Source organism: Saccharopolyspora sp. (assembly GCF_017434145.1).
GTDB lineage: Bacteria > Actinomycetota > Actinomycetes > Mycobacteriales > Pseudonocardiaceae > Saccharopolyspora_C > Saccharopolyspora_C galaxeae.
Genome location: NZ_JAFRFW010000483.1, coordinates 1 through 20415, shown reverse-complemented (window position 1 = coordinate 20415; position 20415 = coordinate 1). Strand labels below are relative to the sequence as shown.

Annotated in this window: 11 protein-coding genes and 1 pseudogene; 6 read left to right on the top strand and 6 right to left on the bottom strand. The window is 70.1% G+C overall.

Translation table 11 applies throughout. From position 1 onward, the window contains the following. Positions 1 to 2: 2 nt before the first annotated feature. Positions 3 to 464 (bottom strand): redox-sensitive transcriptional activator SoxR, encoded by a 462-nt coding sequence (gene soxR / locus IJH84_RS13405; protein ID WP_200069992.1) that lies wholly within the window; start codon positions 462 to 464, stop codon positions 3 to 5. A gap of 120 nt (positions 465 to 584) precedes the next feature. Further along, positions 585 to 1748 carry a lipase family protein gene (locus IJH84_RS13400; RefSeq protein WP_295144749.1) on the bottom strand — a complete coding sequence of 388 codons (1164 nt, stop codon included), beginning with the start codon at positions 1746 to 1748 and terminating at the stop codon, positions 585 to 587. A gap of 539 nt (positions 1749 to 2287) precedes the next feature. Here IJH84_RS13400 and IJH84_RS13395 point away from each other — a divergent pair. From IJH84_RS13395 to IJH84_RS13380, 4 genes are read left to right on the top strand one after another with little or no spacing between them, the layout of a single operon-like run. Then, on the top strand, positions 2288 to 4036 hold the full coding sequence (locus tag IJH84_RS13395; protein ID WP_295144747.1) for a fatty acyl-AMP ligase: 1749 nt from the start codon (positions 2288 to 2290) through the stop codon (positions 4034 to 4036). Next, entirely contained in the window at positions 4029 to 10481 is a 6453-nt protein-coding gene (locus IJH84_RS13390) for a type I polyketide synthase (protein WP_295144745.1), read from the top strand. The genes IJH84_RS13395 and IJH84_RS13390 overlap by 8 nt, the downstream gene beginning before the upstream one ends. Beyond that, positions 10478 to 12034 carry an acyl-CoA carboxylase subunit beta gene (locus IJH84_RS13385; RefSeq protein WP_200069988.1) on the top strand — a complete coding sequence of 519 codons (1557 nt, stop codon included), beginning with the start codon at positions 10478 to 10480 and terminating at the stop codon, positions 12032 to 12034. Before IJH84_RS13390 ends, IJH84_RS13385 begins: the two co-directional genes overlap by 4 nt. Positions 12035 to 12083: 49 nt before the next feature. After that, positions 12084 to 13202, top strand: a complete 1119-nt coding sequence (locus tag IJH84_RS13380) for an alpha/beta hydrolase family protein (protein WP_295144742.1) — start codon at positions 12084 to 12086, stop codon at positions 13200 to 13202. A 98-nt stretch (positions 13203 to 13300) separates the two neighbouring features. Here the strand turns inward: IJH84_RS13380 and IJH84_RS13375 are convergent. The 4 genes and pseudogenes from IJH84_RS13375 to IJH84_RS13360 all read right to left on the bottom strand — a co-directional run. Then, positions 13301 to 14506 (bottom strand): annotated as a pseudogene (locus IJH84_RS13375) (MFS transporter); the annotation flags it as partial. A gap of 8 nt (positions 14507 to 14514) precedes the next feature. Further along, positions 14515 to 15831: a helix-turn-helix domain-containing protein gene (locus IJH84_RS13370; protein WP_200069987.1), complete on the bottom strand. Its 1317-nt coding sequence runs from the start codon at positions 15829 to 15831 to the stop codon at positions 14515 to 14517. A gap of 200 nt (positions 15832 to 16031) precedes the next feature. Continuing rightward, a complete protein-coding gene (locus IJH84_RS13365; protein WP_200069986.1) occupies positions 16032 to 16982 on the bottom strand; it encodes a R2-like ligand-binding oxidase in 951 nt (316 codons plus the stop codon). Next, positions 16979 to 18571, bottom strand: coding sequence for a CocE/NonD family hydrolase (locus IJH84_RS13360; protein ID WP_295144739.1), 1593 nt, complete (start codon positions 18569 to 18571; stop codon positions 16979 to 16981). Before IJH84_RS13360 ends, IJH84_RS13365 begins: the two co-directional genes overlap by 4 nt. A gap of 259 nt (positions 18572 to 18830) precedes the next feature. Between IJH84_RS13360 and IJH84_RS13355 the strand changes: the two genes are divergently transcribed. Both IJH84_RS13355 and IJH84_RS13350 read left to right on the top strand, forming a co-directional pair. After that, positions 18831 to 19526 (top strand): thiamine pyrophosphate-dependent enzyme, encoded by a 696-nt coding sequence (locus tag IJH84_RS13355; protein WP_200069984.1) that lies wholly within the window; start codon positions 18831 to 18833, stop codon positions 19524 to 19526. A 3-nt stretch (positions 19527 to 19529) separates the two neighbouring features. Then, positions 19530 to 20415: transketolase (locus IJH84_RS13350; RefSeq protein WP_295144734.1), on the top strand; the 886-nt coding region annotated here is incomplete at its 3' end.

The window sequence follows — 20415 nt, the reverse complement described above, 5'->3', positions numbered from 1 at the left end:
GCTCAGTGCGACCGATCGGCAGCGGGTTCCAGCAGCGGTGATCCGGGGCCTTGCTCGGCCATCTCGTCGTCGGGGTTGTTCAGCGCGCAGGTGCGCAACGACAGGCAACCGCAGCCGATGCAGCCGGTGAGCCGGTCCCGCAGCCGTTGCAGGCCGTCGATGCGCGCGTCCAGTTCGTCGCGCCAGGAACGGGACAGCCGGGTCCAGTCGCTCTTGGTGGGGGCGTGGTCGGTCGGCAGCGTGGACAGCGCTTCGGTCACCTGTTCCAGGCTCAGTCCGACGCGTTGCGCCGCGCGGATGAACGCCAGCCTGCGCAGCACGGCGCGTTCGTAGCGGCGTTGGTTGCCGCTGGTGCGGCTGGAGGTGATCAGGCCGCGTTGTTCGTAGAAGCGCAGCGCGGTCTGCGCGACGCCGCTGCGGTGCGCGACTTCGCCGATGGTCAACGTGTGCGGCGGTTTCGACATGCGTCCACAGTAACTTGGACTTCACGTTAAATCTAAGTTTCCGGACGTCGGGGCGGGCCGGCCTTCCGGCCATGCCGGGCGCGCGAACCGGGATCGCCGCGGTCCGCGCGCCCGTGCTGTTCAGCAGTTGGGCGTGGTGGGCTTGCCTTCGAACCGGTCCTTGATGAACTGCTGCGCGTCCGGGTTGCCCGCGAAGATCCCGCTCAAGTGGTCGCTCGGGTAGGTTCGCCAGGTCACGTCCATGCCTTTGGCGCAGTAGGTCTCGTGCAGCGCCTCGGCCTGCGGCGTGTTCACGATCTCGTCGGTGGTGGCGTGGTACTGGAAGACCGGGGCGTTGATCCTGCCCTGCCCCAGCTTGTTCTCCGCCAGCCGTTCCTGCCATTGGGGTGTGCCCAGCGGGTCGGTGTGGGTGTAGTCGCTGATCCGCTTGAACGGGTACTTGGTCAGCAGCTCCACGACGCAGTCGTTCTGCCGCGCGTCGGCGAGGTCTTCGCGGCCGGTTTCGTTCAGGTAGGAGTCCAGTTTCAGATCCGGGTAGGCGAAGTCCAGTCCTGCGGCGGCGAAGGCGAGGAAGCCGAACCCGACGTAGCCGTCCAGTCCTTTCGCGACTTCGTTGAGGTCGGCGGGCACGCCGCCGCCTGCGACGCCCACCAGGTTCAGCTCCGGCGCGTACTCGGGCTGCATCTCGCCCGCCCACATCACGGCCCCGCCGCCCTGCGAATAGCCCTGGAAGGCCACTTTGGACTCAGCGGAGAGCCCGGCCTGCGGGAGCCGTTGCGCCGCGCGGACGCTGTCGATCAGCGCGGGCCCTTCGGAGCGTCCGACGATGTAGGTCGGCTTGTTGTCCTCGCCCGGCGCGTAACCCTCGTAGTCGGTCAGCGCGACGGCGTAGCCGTTCGACAGCGCGTCGTTCACCGCGGGTTGGTCGTAGAGCGTGCCGCGCTCGACCGCTTTCGACGGCGCGCACTTGAACGCGGGCCCTTGCGTTCCCGGTCCGAAACCCACGATGGGCGTCTTGGCGGGATCGGCGCCCTTGGGCACGAGGATCGTGCCGACGACCGTGTTCCGTTCGCCGCGGGCGTCGGTGGACAGGTACATCACTTGCCAGGCGTCGGCATTGGCGCCGTTGAGCGCGGGGAAGACCGGGCGCCAGCGGATGACGTCACCCGGCTCGCCTGCCGGGGGCTCGGCGGGCGGCCGGTAGAAGGAGTCGTCGAACGGGCCGGGCGGTTGCTCCGCTGCGGCGCTCGGTGCCTGCGGCGCCGCGGGATCCGCCGCCTGCACGGGCGCAGCGGTCAGAACCGTCAGAACCGCTGCGGTGAGACCGATGGAAACGGCATTTGCCGCACGTGATGAGGCGATCTTCATTGCTGCTCCGGGAAAAAGTCGAGGATTTCCGGGGAAAGCGGGTTACGGGCAGGCATTCGGCCGTGTCCGGGATGCTGAAGATGGAACATCGCGGACCGTTTGGCAATGCTCCGTGCGAGTGAATCGAATGTCGTGCGCTTTCCGGGTGGAGTAGCTTTAGTGCCAGCTCAGCGTACTTGCCCGGTGGTCCTTCCAGAGGTGTCGGACTGATCAACCGATGTCATCGGCGATTGTCACGGTGCTGATAAAAAACTCCGGAAAAGCGATCAACTAGGTGCGCGAAGTGTTGTTGCCGATGCGGCTCGCTTGACATGCCCGAACGCGTCGTGACAATTTTTCTCCGCTCGCCGGCGTAGTCGAGTGGTGACAATTCTCCGACGCGCCGGCACTTCCCGCCCCGATCAGCCACGAGTCGTGCTCGTGCTGCGCTCGGGGCTCGCGTGGAGGGAGTTCCCATGGTGCCGAGCACGGACGAACCGCTCGCCGAGCGTCCGGCGCGACTGCTCACCGACCCGCTGGTGACCGCGGCCCGCGAAGCGGGCGAGGACCTCGCCGTCACCTTCGTCGACCACGACGCCAGCCCGGACGGTGTGGCCTGGTCGCTGTCCTGGGCCGAGTTGCACGAGCGCGTGCGGACCGTCGCCGCCTGGCTGCAGCAGCGCTGCGAACCGGGTGAGCGGGTGGCGATCATGGCTCCGCAGGGCCTGGAGTACGTGACCGGTTTCCTCGGCGCGGTGCACGCGGGCCTGATCGCCGTGCCGCTGTTCACCCCGGACCTGCCCGGCCACGGCGACCGTCTGGCGCGGGTGCTGGACAGTTGCGCGCCGAGCTGCGCGTTGACCGGCAAGAGCTCGTTCGATCAGGTGCGGGAGCAGATCCGGGACGGTTCTCCGCGGCATTGCGCGGCCGTCGACACGCTGCCCGCGACGCTGGCGGACGAGTACCGGCCACCGTCGACGGGCCCGCACGATCTGGCGTACCTGCAGTACACCTCGGGCTCGACCCGCGTCCCGGCCGGTGTGGAGCTGACCCACGCGAACGTGCTCGCCAACGCGGACCAGGCTCTGCGGGCCTACGGCGGCAACGAGCCGGGTGCGGTTTCGGTGAGCTGGTTGCCGTTGTTCCACGACATGGGTCTGGTGCTGTCCGTGGCCGCGCCGCTGGTCGGTGGCCTGCCGTCGGTGCTGATGGACCCGGTGGCGTTCCTGCAGCGTCCGGGCAGGTGGCTGCGGCTGCTCTCGGACCACCCGGGTTCGATCAGCGCCGCACCGAACTTCGCCTACGACTTCTGCGCGGCGCGCGTCAGCGACGAGGAGAAGGCGTGGTTGCAGCTCGACGAAGTTGTTTCACTGATCAACGGCAGCGAACCGGTGCGCCCGGAGACGCTGCACCGGTTCAACGAGGCGTTCGCGGATTGCGGTCTGCGCCCGGAGACGCACCGCTGTTCGTACGGCTTGGCGGAGGCGACGGTTTTCGTCTCGGTGACCGATTCGGGCAGCGAACCGCGGGTGGCCGGTTTCAGCCGAGAGCAGCTCGCCCTGGGCCGAGCACGACCACCGCAGGGGACTGAGGCGGTCAGCGACCTGGTCTCCTGCGGCCGCCCGGTGGGACAGCGGGTCGCGGTGGTCGACCCGGACTCGCACACCGTGCTGCCCGACGGCGGCGTGGGAGAGATCTGGGTGCACGGCCCGAACACCGGCCAGGGCTACTGGGGCCGGGACGAGCAGGACACCTTTGGCGTCGAGCTGGCAGGCGCCGAACCGGTAGGCGCGGGTGAGCTGCCCGCGGACGGCTGGCTGCGCACCGGCGACCTCGGTGTGCTGGACGGCGGCGAGCTGTTCGTCACCGGCCGGATGAAGGACGTGATCATCATCGACGGCCGCAACCACTACCCGCAGGACGTGGAGCTGACCGTGGAGCAGGCGCACCCGGCGGTGCGCAAGCACCACACCGCCGCTTTCGCGATCAGCGCGGCCGAAGGTGAGCGGTTGGTCGTCGTGGCCGAGTACGGCAGGCGCGTCGCCGCGTCCGACCGCGACCCCGCGGAGATCACCAGCGCGGTGCGCTCGGCGGTCTCGGCCGAGCACGGTGTGCTGCTCAGCGATCTCGTGCTGGTGGAACCGGACACCGTTCCGCGCACGTCGAGCGGCAAGGTCGCCCGCCGGTTGTGCCGCGAGCGCTACTTGGAGGCCGATCATGCGTGATCGCGCGGAGTGGGCGGACTGGCTGGCGCAGCACGTCGCCGGACGGCTCGGGCTGCCCCCGGGTTCGGTGGACACCGGGCGCCCGTTCCAGGAGTTCGGGTTGTCCTCGCGGGACGCGGTGGAGCTGGCCGGGCGGGTGCAGGACATCGTCGGGCAGCGGTTGCCTCCGACGCTGCTGTGGGAGCACCCGACCATCGACCGGCTTTCCGCGGCGTTGGCGGCGCAACCGGGCGGGTCCGACGGCGCCGACGAGTCGCCGGATCCGTTCCCCCGCCCGCGAAAACCGGAGCCGGACGAACCCGTCGCGGTGGTAGGCGTGGGCTGCCGCTTCCCAGGGGGAGCCCGGGGACCGCGCCGCTACTGGGAGCTGCTGGAATCCGGTGCCAGCGGTGTCGGCGTGGTCCCCGAGGGGCGCTGGGAGAGGTTCTCCGGGGCGGACCCCGCGCTGTCCAAACTGCCCAAGGCAGGCGGGTTCCTGGACGGAGTGGACGAGTTCGACGCGGAGTTCTTCGAGATCTCGCCCACCGAAGCCGCGGTCATGGACCCGCAGCAGCGGCTGCTGCTGGAGGTTGCGTGGGAGGCCCTGGAACACGCGGGCGTGGTGCCTTCGGCGTTGCGCGGCAGCGCGACCGGCGTGTTCGTCGGGGTTTCGTCCACCGAGTACGGCGCGTTGACCACGCGCGATCTGCGAGCGGTGGACGCGTGGACCGGAACCGGCGCAGCACTGTCCATTGTGGCCAACAGGTTGTCGTACTTCCTGGACCTGCGGGGGCCGAGTTCCGCGATCGACACGGCGTGCTCGTCCTCGCTGGTGGCGGTGCACCAGGCGTGCGCGAGCCTGCGGTCGGGCGAGAGCCGGGTCGCGCTGGCCAGCGGTGTGAACCTGCTGCTGTCGCCGGCGATCACGGCGAACTTCGATCGTGCCGGAGCGTTGTCGGACGACGGTCGGTGCAAGGCTTTCGACGCTTCCGCCGATGGCATCGTGCGCGGTGAAGGCTGCGGTGTCGTCGTGCTCAAACGACTCTCCGATGCGAACCGCGACGGCGACCGGATCCTGGCGGTCGTGCGGGGCTCGGCGGTCAACTCGGACGGCAGGTCCAACGGCCTGATGGCGCCGAATCCGGTGGCGCAGGCGGACTTGCTGCGTAGTGCTTACGCAGGTGCGGACCTCGATCCGTCCGTTGTGGACTACGTCGAAGCGCACGGGACGGGCACGTTGCTCGGCGACCCGATCGAAGCGGAGGGCCTGCGCTCGGTGCTGGCCCGCGGTCGGCCTGCGCAGCGGCCGCTGCTGCTGGGATCGGTCAAGACGAACCTCGGGCACCTGGAGGCCGCTGCGGGAATCGCGGGATTGATCAAGGTCGTGCTGTCGATGCGGCACGGCTCGCTACCCGCGAGCTTGCACTACCGGGAGCCGAACCCGCACATCCCGTTCGAGCAGTCCGGGCTGGAAGTGGTCGGTGCGGCGCGGAACTGGCCGAAGTACTCGGGTGTGGCGCGTGCGGGGGTATCCGGGTTCGGTTTCGGCGGCACCAACGCGCACGTCGTCCTTGAGGCGTGGCGGCGGATGCCTTCGCGGCGCCGGAACCCGGACGGCGATGGCGTGCAATCCTTCGTCGTCTCCGGAATCACCGAGCAGCGGATGCTTCGCGCGGCCGCGGACCTGGCGGAGTGGATGGCAACGCCCGAGGGGCGTGCTGCCGGCCTGGCCGACATCGGGCACACCTTGGCGCACCGGCGGGAGCAGCATCCCGAGCGGGCTGCCGTGGTGGCTCGTGGCAGGGACGGCGTGCTCGACGGCCTGCGTGCGCTCGCCGCCGGATCCGGCGGCGTCCGGGGCAGGGTGACCACGCGTGACAAGGGGATCGTGTGGGTGTTCTCCGGATACGGCTCGCAGTGGGCCGGAATGGGCCGCGAGCTGCTGGCCGACGAGCCCGCGTTCGCCGCGGCGGTCGACCGGCTCGACCCGGAATACCTGCGGCAGTGCGGGTTCTCCCTGCGCGCGGTGTTGAGCGGGCAGGACGATCTCGGTGATGTGCACCGGACGCAGCTGGTCCTGTTCGGACTGCAGGTCGCCTATGCCGAGCTGTGGCGCGCCTACGGTGTCGAACCTGCTGCGGTGATCGGGCATTCGCTGGGTGAAGTGGCCGCGGCCGTCGCCACGGGAGCGCTCGACGAGAGCGACGGGCTGCGTGTGATGTCCGCGCGCTCCCGACTGCTGTCCGAAGTGGACACGGCGGGAGACGGCGCGATGGCGGCCGTGGAAGCGTCGGCCGCGGAAGTGGAGGCGTTGGCGGAGCTTTTCCCCGGGGTGGACGTGGCGGTGCACGCGTCCCCGGTCCGGTGCACGGTCACCGGGCCCGCCGACGAGGTGCAGCTGCTGGTGACGCACTTCGAGCGCGCGGGCCGCAGTGCTCGCCTGCTCGGCGTGTCCGGCGCCGGGCACAGCGCTGCCGTGGACGGGGTGCTGGGGCGGTTGCGCGAGGAGCTCTCCGGGATCGCCCCCCGGGAAACGTCCGCAATGGTGTTCAGCACGGCGGATCCTGGCTCGGTCCCCGCGTTCGACGCCGACTACTGGGTCCGCAACCTGCGCAACCCCGTGCGGTTCGAGCAGGCCGTGCGCGCCGCAGCGGAGGCCGGTTTCGGCACTTTCGCCGAGCTGGCCCCGCACCCGGTCGCCACCACGGCGATCGAGGAGACCCTGGCGGAGGCGGGAGTTTCCCGGCCGGTGGCGGCGTTCACCGGCCGCCGCGGGACGGATGGAACCGAAACCTTCCACACGGCCCTCGCCGAGCTGCACACGAACGGCCGCATACCGGTCACCGGGTATCGGAAAGGTCGTCTCGTGGATGTGCCGCCGACCGCGTGGCAGCACGAATCCCATTGGGTCGCAACACGTTCCATGCCTGATCCGGCCGGACATCCACTGCTGGGCCTGCGAGTCGACCTGCCGGGCGGCGCAAGCGCGTGGCGCGGCGACGTCGGAACAGAAGCTTTGCCCTGGCTAGCCGATCACAAGGTGCAGGACACTCCGGTGCTGCCCGGCAGTGCCTACCTGGAGATCGCGTTCGCGGCAGGTGCGCAGGCGTGGGACGCCGACCTCGGGGCATTGCGCCTGGAATCGCTCGAGTTGCACCAAGTGCTGCTGCTGGCGGACAACGTGCCCGTCACGACCACGTTCACGCCGGACGATTCCGGTGCCGGGCGTGTCGAGGTGCACTCGCGATCGGTCACCGGCAGATGGACCTGCCATGCCACTGCAACCCTCGTCCGCAGCGAGACCCGGTCCGGACTCGAAAAGTCCGGAGTGGACGGTGTTGACGTCGATCTGTATTCGGCGCTGCGCGCGGCCGGTCAGCATTACGGGCCGGCCTTCCGCGGGGTGCGTTCCGCACGTGCCCGTGGTGGCCTCGCGGTGGCCGAGGTCGCGTTGCCGGAGCAGGCCGCCGATGCCGAGATGTTCGCGGCACATCCCGCATTGGTGGACGCGTGCCTGCAAAGTCTGCTGGCCGCGGGTCTCGGGGACGGCGCCCCGGAAGCCGGGATCGGTGTGCCGGTCGCATTGGCGGGAGTGCGCCTGCTCGGCCAGCTTCCCGAGCAGGTCCGCTGCTACGCGCGGTTGCACACCGGTGGTCCGGAACCGATCGGTTCGCTGCTGGTCACCGATGGCGAAGGCGTGCCGGTGCTGGAGGTCGCCGAGATCCGCGCTCGCGGGCTCGCGCCCCCGCCGCGTCCACTGGACGAAGCTTTTCTGGAGCTGCGCTGGGATTCGGCGGACCTGGCCGAGCCGGGCACGGCGCAAGCAGGCAGCTGGCTGGTCCTGGGCGAAGACGACGGCCTCGTGTCGGCATTGCGGGACGCCGGCCAGCGGGCGGTGCGCGGCGACCTCCACCGGCCCGAGTCCGGGCTCGACGTGGTCGTCGATGACGAAAGCCTCCCGCCGCGCGGTGTCGTGCTCGTTTTCCCGGCGGATTCCCCGGATTCGACCGAGCGAGCGGAGCACGTGCTGCACGCGTCGGCCGTCGTGCGAGAAATGTCCCGGCGTGATCTGAACATCCGGTTGTGGTTGTCCACATCGGATGATTCCGGTGCTGATTGGGGCTTGCGGGCGCTCGTGCGGGTGCTCGCGTTCGAGCACCCGGAACTGCGGGTGAGCATGCTGGTCACGGACGGAACGGCATCGGCGGCCGCGGAACTCGTCGCCGATGCTCCGGACGACGAGGTCCGGCGTCGCGGCGAACATCGTGAAGTGGCGCGGCTGCACCGCGCCGAGTTGGGGCGGATCCGCACCGATCAGGTCGTTCGTCCGGCTGCCTACGTGGTGACAGGCGGACTTGGCGGCTTGGGCCGCACGGTCGCGAGATGGCTCGCCGAGCGCGGGGCGCAGCGCATCGTGCTCAACGGCCGGGGTGAACCGTCCGCGGCGGTCGCCCGCGAACTCGCCGAAATCGAGGCCGAGGGTGCCGAGGTCCGGGTGGTGACCGGCGATGTGTCCACTGCGGACGTCGCAGCGCAGCTCGTCGCTGCGGCCACGGAGAACGGCATGGCGTTGCGCGGTGTCGTGAACGCCGCAGGTGCGTTGCTCGACGGTCTCGTGGCGGATCTCGACGAGCACGCGATCGAGCAGGTGTGGCGGTCGAAGGCGCGCACCGCTTGGCGGATGCACGAGGCCACGGTTGACCACGAGCTGGACTGGTGGGTGGTGTTCTCCTCCGCGGCGGCCCTGCTGGGATCTCCCGGACAGGCCGCCTACGCCACCGCGAACGCCTGGACCGACGATCTCGCCAGGTTGCGCCGTGCGCGCGGACTTCCTGCCACGACCATCCATTGGGGACTTTGGGCGGACGTCGGCGGTGCGGCGGAATCCCCGCTCGCGCGGGTGATCGACCAGCTCACCCCTGCCGAAGGCGTCGAAGCGTTGGAGGCGGTGCTGGCCTCCGGGCGCACTGCGACCGGTGTGGCGCGGCTCGACGCGGCGCGCGCTGCGGAGTATTTCCCGCAACTTTGCTCCCGTCCGCTCTTCGATGCGGTCGTCACCGCGGAGCCGAAGACGGCGGGCCGGTTCGATGTCGACTCGCTGCCGCGCGACCGGCCCGCCGAAGCCGTCGAATCGATCACCGGGCATCTCAGGTCGGAGGTCGCGGGAATCCTCGGCGGCTCGGCGGAAAACCTCGACCCGGCCGCGCCGCTGACGATGCTGGGGCTCGACTCGCTGATGGCGACCCGGGCGCGGAACGCAGTCGAACGCGATTTCGGCGTGGCGGTCCCTCCCGCGCTGCTGCTGCGCGGTGCGAGCCTGCACGACATCGCCCGGCACCTGGCCGAACAGCTGGGCCTCGGGACCGTTGCGGAGGTCGTCGAGTCGGCACGCATCGGCCCGCGGGACGCGACCGAGCGGTGGATCGCACATCTGTGGGCCGAGGCACTGGGCCCGGTCGAGTTCGGCGTCGCCGAGGACTTCTACGACCTCGGTGGGACGCGGGAGCAAGCCGACGTCGTGGCCCGCGGAATTCGCGAACGCCTGTCCTCATCGGACACTACGGAGGAGTTGTTCGGCACCCCGACGGTGTCGGGGATGGCGGATCTGCTGCGGCAGCGCTTCGAAGGAACCGACGGCCCGGTGCGCGCGCTGCGCACGACGGGAACTGGGCGCCCGTTGTTCCTCTTCCACCCGGCAGGCGGCCCGACCAGCGTTTACCAGCCGCTGGTGGCGAGCCTAGGTGCCGACCAGCCGTGCTACGGCCTGGAACGGCTCGACGACCTGGACTCCGTCGAGGCCAAGGCGCAGCGGTACGCGGACCTGGTACGCGAACTCCAGCCGCACGGGCCCTACCGCCTCGGCGGATGGTCCTTCGGCGGATGTCTCGCCTACGAGACCGCGCGCCGGCTCACCGAGCTCGGCGAGCCGGTCGAGTTCGTCGCGCTGATCGACACCATTCTCCCGTTGCCCGCACCGGACGGCGCCACGTCCGAACAGCTCGTGCTGCGCCGGTTCGACCGGTTCGCCGAGCACATCGAGTCGACTTACGGCGTCGCGCTGCAGGTGCGCTCGACCGAGCTCCAGGGGTTGGACGAAGACGAGCAGATGCGCCGTGTGCTCGGTGCGCTGTCGGGAGCGGACATCGACATGGGAGCAGGCGTCCTGCACCACCAGTACACGTCCTATGTGGACGCAAGGATCGCGGAGCGCTATCAGCCCGGACCGTTCGACGGGCGGGTGCTGCTGTACCGAGCGCAGGAGGCCGAAACCACCACGACCACATTGGACCCGCGCTACCTGCGCACCGACGAGGCGCTCGGGTGGGACGAGATCGTGGCCGCTCCGGAAGTGGTGCGGATACCCGGCGACCACCTGTCCATGATCGACCCGCCGAACGTGGACGTCATCGCGGCGCACCTCGCGGGTGTACTCGGCACGTCCGCACTCACCAGGGAGGGCGCATGACAACCGCGGAACGGATCCAGGCGTTGCAGCGGCGGCACGACACCGCGGTGCACGACGCCGATGCGCGTGCCCGGGGCAAGCAGCACGCCAAGGGAAAGCTCACCGCGCGCGAGCGCATCCACCTGCTGCTGGACGAGGACTCCTTCGTCGAGCTGGACGAACTAGCCCGGCACCGCGGTGGCTCCTACGGAACCGACGACCAGCGGCCGTACGGCGACGGGGTGGTAACCGGCCACGGCACGGTCGACGGGCGCCCGGTGTGCGTCTTCGCGCAGGACTTCACCGTTTTCGGCGGCAGCATGGGCGAAGCGTTCGGGGAGAAGGTCCTGAAGGTGATGGACCTGGCGATGAAGATCGGCTGCCCGGTGGTGGGCATCAACGACTCCGGCGGTGCGCGCATCCAGGAGGGCGTGGTCTCGCTGGCGTACTACGCCGAGCTGGGCAGGCGGAACTCGCTGGCTTCCGGTGTCATCCCGCAGCTGTCGTTGATCATGGGACCGTGTGCGGGCGGGGCGGTGTATTCGCCCGCGATCACCGATTTCACCGTCATGGTGCGAAAGACCTCGCACATGTTCGTCACCGGTCCGGAGGTGGTGCGGTCGGTGACCGGTGCGCAGGCCGATGCGGAGGAGCTGGGCGGTGCCCGGACGAACAGCGAAATCTCCGGCAACGCCCACCACTTGGCAGAGGACGAGGCCGACGCCATCGACTGGGCGCGGACGTTGCTCGGCTACCTGCCCGCGAACAACCTGGACAGCGCTCCGCAATACGAGTCCGCTTCGGACGTGGGGGCGGCCGGAGAACTGGACGTGCTGGTGCCGGACGAGCCGCACCAGGGCTACGACATGCACCGCGTGCTCGAACTTGTCCTCGACGACGGCGATTTCCTCGAAGTGCAGCCACTTTTCGGGCGCAGCATGATCTGCGCGTTCGGCCGGGTCGAGGGCCGCAGCGTCGGGGTGGTGGCCAACCAGCCGTCGCAGAACGCGGGCACCATCGACATCGACGCCTCCGAGAAGGCCGCCAGGTTCGTGCGGTTCTGCGACGCTTTCGGGCTGCCGCTGCTGACCTTCGCCGACGTTCCCGGCTACCTGCCGGGTGTCGAGCAGGAGCGCCACGGCATCATCCGCCGCGGCGCGAAGCTGATCTACGCGTACTCGGAGGCGACCGTCCCGAAGGTGACCGTCGTGGTGCGCAAAGCGTACGGCGGTGGTTACGCGGTGATGGGTTCCAAGCACCTCGGAGCGGACGTGAACCTCGCGTGGCCGACCGCGGAGATCGCGGTGATGGGCGCCTCCGGCGCGGTGAGCCTGCTGCACCGGCGGGAACTGGCCGAGGCCGCGGCCAACGGTACCGAGGAAGCGGTGCGGGCCAAGCTGATCGAGGAATACCGGTCCACATTGGCCACTCCCTACATCGCGGCCGAGCGCGGCTACGTCGACGCCGTCATCCAGCCCTCCACCACGCGTGAGCACTTGGTGCGCGCCTTGCGGGTGCTGGCGAACAAGCGGCAGGAAACCCCGCCCAAGAAGCACTCGACCATGCCGCTCTGAAGGACCGGACGTGGTCCCAGCACCAGCTCGAGCACGAAAGGCACGACAAATGAACAGTGGACGGTGGTGGCGCGCGTCGCTGACCATGTCGATGGTGGGCGCCCTGGCGGTCTCGACGGGGGCCTCGACGCCACCCGCCGAGGCCGTCGTCGGCGCGTCGTCCGAAGTGGCCGGTGCTGCGAAATCCGGCGCCGCCGAACCCGGTCCTGCCACCGCACCAAATCCTGCCGCCGAACCCAGTGTCCTGCAGGAGAACCGGCTTGACGCGCGCACCCTCGACCTGCTGATCTATTCGCCCGCTCTGGGCACCAGCGCACCCGTCCGCCTGCTGCTGCCGCGCGGCTGGAAGAAGCATCCGGACCGCACTTGGCCGGTGCTCTACCTGTTGCACGGCTGCTGCGAGGACGCGGATTACCGGGCGTGGACGAATTTCACCGACGTGCAGCGGTTCATGTCGGACAAGGACGTGCTCACCGTGATTCCCAGTGGTGGCCCGGCCGGCTTCTACACCAGGTGGGCCGGTGGTGAACCGGACTGGGAGTCGTTCCACCTGAGCGAACTGCGCGGAATCTTGGAGCGCGACTACGGCGCCGGGGACCGCCGAGCGGTCGCCGGCCTGTCCGTCGGCGGCTACGGCTCCTTCGCCTACGCCTTCCGCCACCCCGGCATGTTCCGCGCCGCGGCCTCCTACAGTGGACTGCTGAACACCCTGCAGCCCGGCGTTCCCGGTGTGGTGCAGGGACTTCTGGTGCGCGAGGGGGAGGACCCGCTGGCGATGTGGGGCAGTGCCGTGCTGGACCACCCCACCTGGTCCGCGCGAAATCCCTTCGACCACGCCGAACAGCTGCGCGGCACCGCGCTCTACGTCTCCTGCGGCAACGGCCTGCCCGGCCCGCTGGACGCTCCGGGGGCGCTACCGGATTCGCTGGAGCCGTCGGCGCTGTCGACTTCGCTGGCGATGACTTCGCGCCTGAAGGCGATGGGAATCGCGGTCACCGAGCACTATTACGGTGCCGGTAGGCACGATTGGCCTTATTGGGAACGGGAGTTGCACCGCTCTTGGCCGATGTTCGCCGACCGCCTCGGCTTGGCCGGAGCCAGCGCGAACGCCGTGGCCAACGCCCCGAGCAGCACCAACCCGGCGGCCAACCGCATTCCCGCGGAGTAACCGGCGGAGTAGGCGGCGTCGGCCGCCGCGCCCGATGCCGATGCGGCGTCGCTGGTCAACGAAAGCACCACGCCCACGACGGCGATCCCGAGCACTCCGGACGCCTCCCGCGCGGCGCTGATCATCGCCGAGGCCACGCCCGCGCTGCCGGTCGGTACCGCGCCGAGCACTTCGGAGGTCAACGGGGTGATCAACGCCGAGCCGACGCCGATCGACAGCAGCCCGGGCATCAACGCCGCCACCGTGGTGCCGGGCCCGGAACCGGCCAGCAGCCACAATCCCAGCGCTACCAGCACCATTCCGGCGGTCACCGTCCACCGCGCGCCGAACCGCGCGCTCAGCGGCGGCACGAACGGCACGCACAGCACGAGCAGCCCGGCCAGTGGCACGAAGACCATTCCGGCCGCGCTGGGCGAGAGTTCGAGCACGTCCTGCAGGAACAACGAGGTGTAGAGCAGCGTCCCGTTGACCCCCACGCCCCACAGCACCTGCGCGATCGTGCCGCCGCCGAAGACCTTGTTGCGCACCAGGGAAAGGTGCAACATCGGTTCGGCGGCGCGCCGCTCCACCGCGACCAGCACCGGAATCGCCGCCAGCGTCACCGCTCCGGCCGCGATGATGATCGGCTGGCCGAACCCGATGCTCTGGCCCTCCACCAGCGCGAAACTGCCCGCCGCGAGCACCACTGTGGACAGTGCCAGCCCCCCGGGGTCCAAGTGCCGCAACGGCATCGGTTCCGGCCGCACGTCCGGAAGTCCCCACCACACCAGCGCCATCGTCAGCAGCCCGGCGGGCAGGTGCAGGAAGAAGATCCAGCTCCAGTGCAGGTGTTCGGTGAGCACACCGCCGACGACCGGCCCCAGCGCCAGCGCCACCGCCAGCGACGCCGTCCAGATCCCGGCGGCCAGCTCGCGCCGCGCCGGAGTGATGTCGGCGGCCAGCACGGCCAGCGCGGCGGGCATCACCAGCGCGGCCGATGCGCCTTGCGCGAAGCGCACCGCGATCAGCACCGGCGCGGTCTCGGCGAACCCGGCCGTGACCGAGGTGACGATCAGCGCCGCCAGCCCGAGCTGCAGGATCCGCCTGCGCCCCGCCAGGTCCGCCAGTCGCCCACCGATGATGAGCAGGCTCGCGAACGCCAGCACGTAGCCGCTGACGATCCATTCCAGCTGCGGGACCGTGGCCCCCAACTCGGCCTGCACGGTCGGCAGCGCGACATTGACGATGTTGTTGTCCAGCGCGGTCACGAACCCGGCCAGTCCCAGCGCGAGCAACACCGGCGCCTGGCGGACAGGGGCCTGCATCGCGTCGCTCACGTGACTCCGCCCTCCGGATCTTCGGGTTTGCGCAGGGGTTCGGTCGGCTTGTCGACCGTTTCGCCGCGCAGCGCCCCGTACGGCAGCAACCGTCCCGCGGCGCGCAGCGCCACCTCCAGCTCGAAGCGGGCCTGCGGGTCGTTCAGGTCTTCGCCGAAGAGGTCTTCGAGCTGGTGCATCCGGTATCGCACGGTCTGCGGGTGCACTTGCAGCCGTTGCGCCACTTCCGGTGCGCCGCCGCGGGTTTGCAGCCATGCCAGCAGCGTTTCCGCCAGCCGCACCTGCTGCTTGGCCTTGAGCTTCTCCAGCGGCGCCAGCCGGGTGTGCACGATCTCCTGGGTGAGGTTCTCGTCGCTGAGCAGCAGCAGGCTCGAGAGGTGGTCCCGGCAGCGCAACACCGGCCGGTTGGGCACCACGCCGTTGCCCGCCAGTTCCAGCAGCCGCCGCGCCCAGCGCAGCGCGTGCGGCGCTTGCCGGATCTCCACCGGTGGTGCGATCACCACGCGCCAGCCGGCGAGCTGGTCGTTCCACGGCAGGTCGTGCGGCTCGTCCTGGGTGCACGGCACCAGCAGGTGCGGCTGGGCGCATTCCAGATCGACCAGCGCCTCCCAGCGGGCCAGCGGGTTGGTGTGCGGCTCTTGCTGTTCGGAGCGTTCCAGCGCGGCGACCACGACCTTGCCGGGCAGCGGCCACTGCGCCGCCGATGCGGTCTCTTCCAGGATCTGTTGCGGTGGCTGCGGATCCGACAGCAGCAGTTCCAGCAGCCTGCGCCGCCTGCGCGCCTGCGTGCCCGCCGCGCGGGCTTGGGCTTCGGCGTAGCCCTCCACCGACAGCGCGGCGAGTTCGTCGATGTGCGCGTAGATGGCTTCGCCGAGCAGCAGCATCGTTCGCGGCGCGGCCCGGGCGCGTTCGCCGATCCGCGCGAGGCGCCGCCACGCGAGCCGCGCACCGAGCCGGTAGGCGGCCTGCAAGCTGTCCAAACTGCGCCCTTCGTGCATTTCCGCCTTGCCGAGGGCGCGGTGCACTTCGGCGCAGCGTTCCTGCGGGGCGGTGGGGTCGGCGATCTGGTCGACGAATTGGCTCAGCGCCTCTTCGACGCCGCGGTGGATGGCGTGCACGTAGTTGTGATCCATCGGCCGCGCGTATTCGGGGATCCGGCGTTGGATCTCCTCCAGGATCTGCGCCGCGAGGCTGCGCAGTTCGGGCCGCAGGATGGGCGCGAGGTCGCTCGGCAACGCCGCCCACAGTCCGGGGGCCTTGGGATCGGCCGAGTCGGGAGTTGCCGCCTGGGAATGATTCGCCGTCGTCAGCATGGCTCTCTTTCCGTGCCGGAGCGGCGCCGTGTCCGGGAGTCCTGCTCGGGGACCGGGAGTCCGGCTCGGGGGAGATGTGCGCCGCCGAACATCTACCTACTCGCGAGTAGGGACTTTAGTGATCTTCCGCGCAGCATCCAACCGTCAATTCGAGTGAATACGAAAGTAAGTAGAGCGCAGGCAACGTGAAAGATATTCGCCTAATTGTTTTCCGCGGAAGCCTCCTCGCGCAACGCGGCTTCGTCCTCCCGCCCGAACTCCTCCTCCAGCCGCTCCGGCGCCTGGTCCACGTCGATCCGCTCCACCGGGACCCCGCGGGCCGACTCGATCGCCTTGATCCGCCGGGCGGCGCGGTCGGCCGCGTACTCGAAAAGCCCCTCGATGCGCATCTCGAACGGATCGCCCTCCAACCGCCCGAGGGCGTGCTCGATCTGGCCGATCGCGTGCGGCAGCAGCGTGTCCATCCGCTCGGTCACCACCTCCCAAGTCGAATCGTCGGCGGCGACGTGCCTGCGGCAGGTGAACGTTCCCCACGCCATGTGCCTGCGCTCGTCCTCGCTGATCCGCCGGATCAGCTCGCGCATCCCCGGCAGGATGCCGAAGCGCTCGCACGTGCTGTTCCACAGGAAGTAGCCGGTCAGCGCGAGCACGCCTTCGACCAGGTGGTTGTAGGTGACCGACGCGCGCACCTGGTTCGCCGGGCTCGGATCGGCCGACAGCGCGTGCAGCGCCTCCGGCAGCGCCTCGTAGAAGATCGCGCGGTAGCCGGGGTTGTCCGCGACGTGCGGGTGCAGGTCCTGCTGCACGCCGACCGCGTCGAGCCAGCGGCGGAAACCCTGGGTGTGCTTGGCTTCCTCGAACATGAACTGGCTCAGGTAGAGCTCGTCGGCGCGGCGCCCCTCGGCCACCATCGCTTGCACGAACGGGCGGATGTCCTCGGTCACGGCCTCTTCGCCGCCGATGAACTGCGCGCACAGCAGCGTCGCGGCGAACCGCTGGCGGTCGGTCAGCTGCTGCCAGTCCCGGGCGTCCTGCGAGAAGTCGATCGCTGCGGGGTCCCAGAACTTGCGATGTCCCTTGTGCCACAACCGGTACGGCAGCGAGTCCGGGTTGATCCGGGTACCGCCCGGCCGGTGTTCGGTGGTGGTCACGGTTGCTCCTTTCCGTCCTGCAGCGCCAGGTCCAGCGTCGCCGGGCCCTCCAGCGCCGGCGGGTTCTGCAAGGTCAGCGGTGCGTTGGGCGGGTTGTCGTCCAGGAAGTACAGCGGGTCCTCGGTGTCGACCACCAAGCTGAGCCGGTGCCCGGCGGGCACGTCGTAAGCGGTGGGCGGGAGGTCGGTGTCCACTGTGATCGGTTCGCCGGGCTTGGCGTTCTCCCACGAGTACGGCACGTACGAGATCATCCGTCCGGTGCCGGTGGCGTCCACGTCGTAGAGGTAGGCGACCAGCATGCCGTTCGGGGCCGGCGGTACCGCGCTCATCCGCAGGTGCGGACTTCCTCGCAACACGTGGGGTTCCGGTAGCGGCGGGCTGGTCCACTTGGCGCCCGCGGCGGGGTCGACGGCGGGCAGGAACGCGGTCGGCGGGTTCCCGGTCAGCGCTTCCAGCGTGTAGGTCACCAGCGGGACACCGCCGTTCGCCACCGTGTCGCGTCCACTTCGGATGGTCCGGGACCAGTCCGCGGGTTCGTCGGCGGTGAGTTCTTCCTCGCCGGAGAGGAAGAACCGTTCGGTCCGGTCGCTGATCGCGCTCCAGTCCGGGTACTGCTCGCGCGGCCGGTCGGTGGCACCTCTGGGCTGCAGCACGACCGGCGCGCTCGGTGGCGCGGGCGCGCCGCGCAGGTGCGTGTCGAACCACTGGTAGGTGTCGTTCCAGGCGTCGTTGGGCAGCCCGAGCAGTCCGCTGGTCTCGGCCGCGGCGTGTTCGCCGGGGATCAGCTCCAGCCGGTTCGGGGTGCGCAGCCGGTGCTGGAACTCGGCGAGCTGCGCGGGCGGGAACACCGTCTCGCTCCAGGTGTTGAGCATCAGCACCGCGGGGCGGTTCGCGTTGATTCCGTCCACATAGGAGGAAGGTGAGCGGACTCGCGACCATTCGGTCACGCGTTCCCGGTCCTCGCCGGACATGTACTTGGTGAGCATCTCCCGGGTCTCGGGGGAGAGGTCGCCGTCCTTCTCGCCGGAGATCCGCAGCACCGTGGCCACCGCAGCGCGCCTGGTGCGGTTGCCGAACAGCGACTCGACCAGGTCCGCCCACCCGCTCATCGACGCCACCGCCCGAATCCGCGGGTCGGAGGCCGAGGCGAGCAGACCGATCCCGGCGCCGTAGGAGATCCCGCCCACGCCGATCCGCGCCGGATCGGAATCGGTGTTGGCCAGCGTCCAGTCGATCACGTCGGAGACGTCGGCGACGTCGTCCGGCCCGCCGACCTCGACCTGGCCGCCGGATTCGCCGAATCCCCTGGTGCCGTAGGAAACCGCGACGTACCCGCGGGCGGCGAAGTTCTCGCACGGCACGATGTTCTGCGTGCTTCCGCCGCCCCAAGCGGCCACGAGCACCGCGGCCGGGTGCGGTCCGGGGTCGGCCGGTTCGCAGACAGCGGCTACCAGCGGAGTGCCGTCGTGCGCGGCGATCTCCACGAGCCGGGTGTGCGTCCGGCCCGCGGATGCGGGCGCCGCGGTGCACAGCATCGCCGTCGTCGTCAGCGCGAGGATCGCGGCGGTTCCGGGGAAGGCGCGGGGCATGACAAGCCTTTCGTCGCCGGGCGAAGGGACCGGAGCACGTCCGGCGGGCTCCCAAGCTACTCGCAGTAGGTCCGGCGGCAATACTCCATCCGGATCACGTGTGCGCGACCGTCCTCGTGCGTTCGTCCGAAGTGGATGTTTTTGTCACCGCACTGACAACATCCGGCGGAAAACGGCTCAACGCGGGGAAAAGATCAGCTCTCCGAGGTCGCGGATGATCGCTTGACTTCAAGTTAACTATAAGTATCAGAGTCGCGGCATGACTACTGCGACCGAATTCGGCTACGCCGACCTGCCCGATCTGATCGGGCGGATGGCCGGGGACGAGAAGCACTCGCCGGCGGCCACCTCGACATTGGACGTGCTGTGGGTGCTCTACGACCGGGTGCTGGCGATCGGCCCGGAGCTCATCGACCACCCCGAGCGCGACCGCTTCCTGCTGTCGAAGGGCCACGGCCCGATGGCCTACTACGCGGTGCTCGCCGCCAAGGGCATCCTCGATCCGGCGGAGCTGGACCGCTGGGGCCGGTTCGACTCTCCGCTCGGCTTCCACCCGGACCGCGTGCTGGCGCCCGGCGTGGAGATCGGCAGCGGCTCGCTCGGGCACGGGCTACCGCTGGCGCTGGGCACGGCGCTGGGATTGCGCGCCCAGGGGCGCACCGGGCCGCGCGTGGTCGTGCTCGTCGGCGACGCCGAGCTCGACGAGGGCAGCAACCACGAAGCCATCGCCGTGGCGGGCCGCCGGGGGCTCGGCAACCTCACCACCGTCGTGGTCGACAACTCCTCGTCGTCCTACGGCTGGCCGGGTGGCATCGAACAGCGCTTCGCGGGCGAAGGCTGGGCCGCGCGTTCCGTCGACGGCCGGGACCACGAGGCGCTGCACGCCGCGCTCACCGACACCCGCCCGGACCGCCCGCTCGCGGTGATCGCCCGCGTCGAAGCGAAGGAGTACTGACTGATGGCCCGCACGATGCCGCCCAAGACGATGCGCGAGGTGTTCACCGACGTGGTGAGCACGGCCCTGGAGCACGATCCCCGGCTGGCCGTGGTGCTGGCCGACATCTCCATGGACCGCTTCACCGAAGCAGCCGAACGCCATCCGGACCGGGTGCTCAACGTGGGCATCCGCGAGCAGGCGATGGTCGGCGTGGCCGGTGGGCTGGCGCTGGCCGGGATGCGCCCCGTGCTGCACACGATCACGCCGTTCCTGCTGGAGCGGCCGTTCGAGCAGCTCAAGCTGGACATCAACCACCAAGGCAGCGGGGCGTTGCTGGTGAGCACGGGCGCTTCCTACGACTACCCGGACGCGGGCCGCACGCACATGGGCCCGGGCGATGTGGCGCTGATCGACACCCTGCCGGACTGGACCGTGCACGTTCCCGGGCATCCGCAGGAGGTCGCCGAGCTGCTGCCCGCTGCGCTGCGCGGGGACGACCGCGTCTACCTGCGGCTGACCGAGCGGGAGAACGACGAGGCGCTGCCCACCGGCCCCGGGTTCCGCGTGGTCCGCCAGGGCGGGGGAGGCGTCGTGCTCGCGGTGGGACCGATGTTGCGGCCGGTGCTCGCGGCCACCGCCTTGATGGACGTCACGGTGCTTTACGCGGCGACCATCCGGCCGTTCGACTCCGCGGGCCTGCGGGCGGCGGCGCTGGCTTCGACGCCGGACGTCGTGCTGGTCGAGCCGTACCTGAGCGGCACGTCCAGCCACGCCGTCGGTGACGCGCTGCCCGATGTGCCGCACCGGCTGCTCGCGCTGGGCGTGCGGCGCGAGCCCGAGCTGCGCGCCTACGGCACGGCCGAGGAGCACGAGGCCGCGCACGGGCTGAGCCCCACGGGCCTGAACG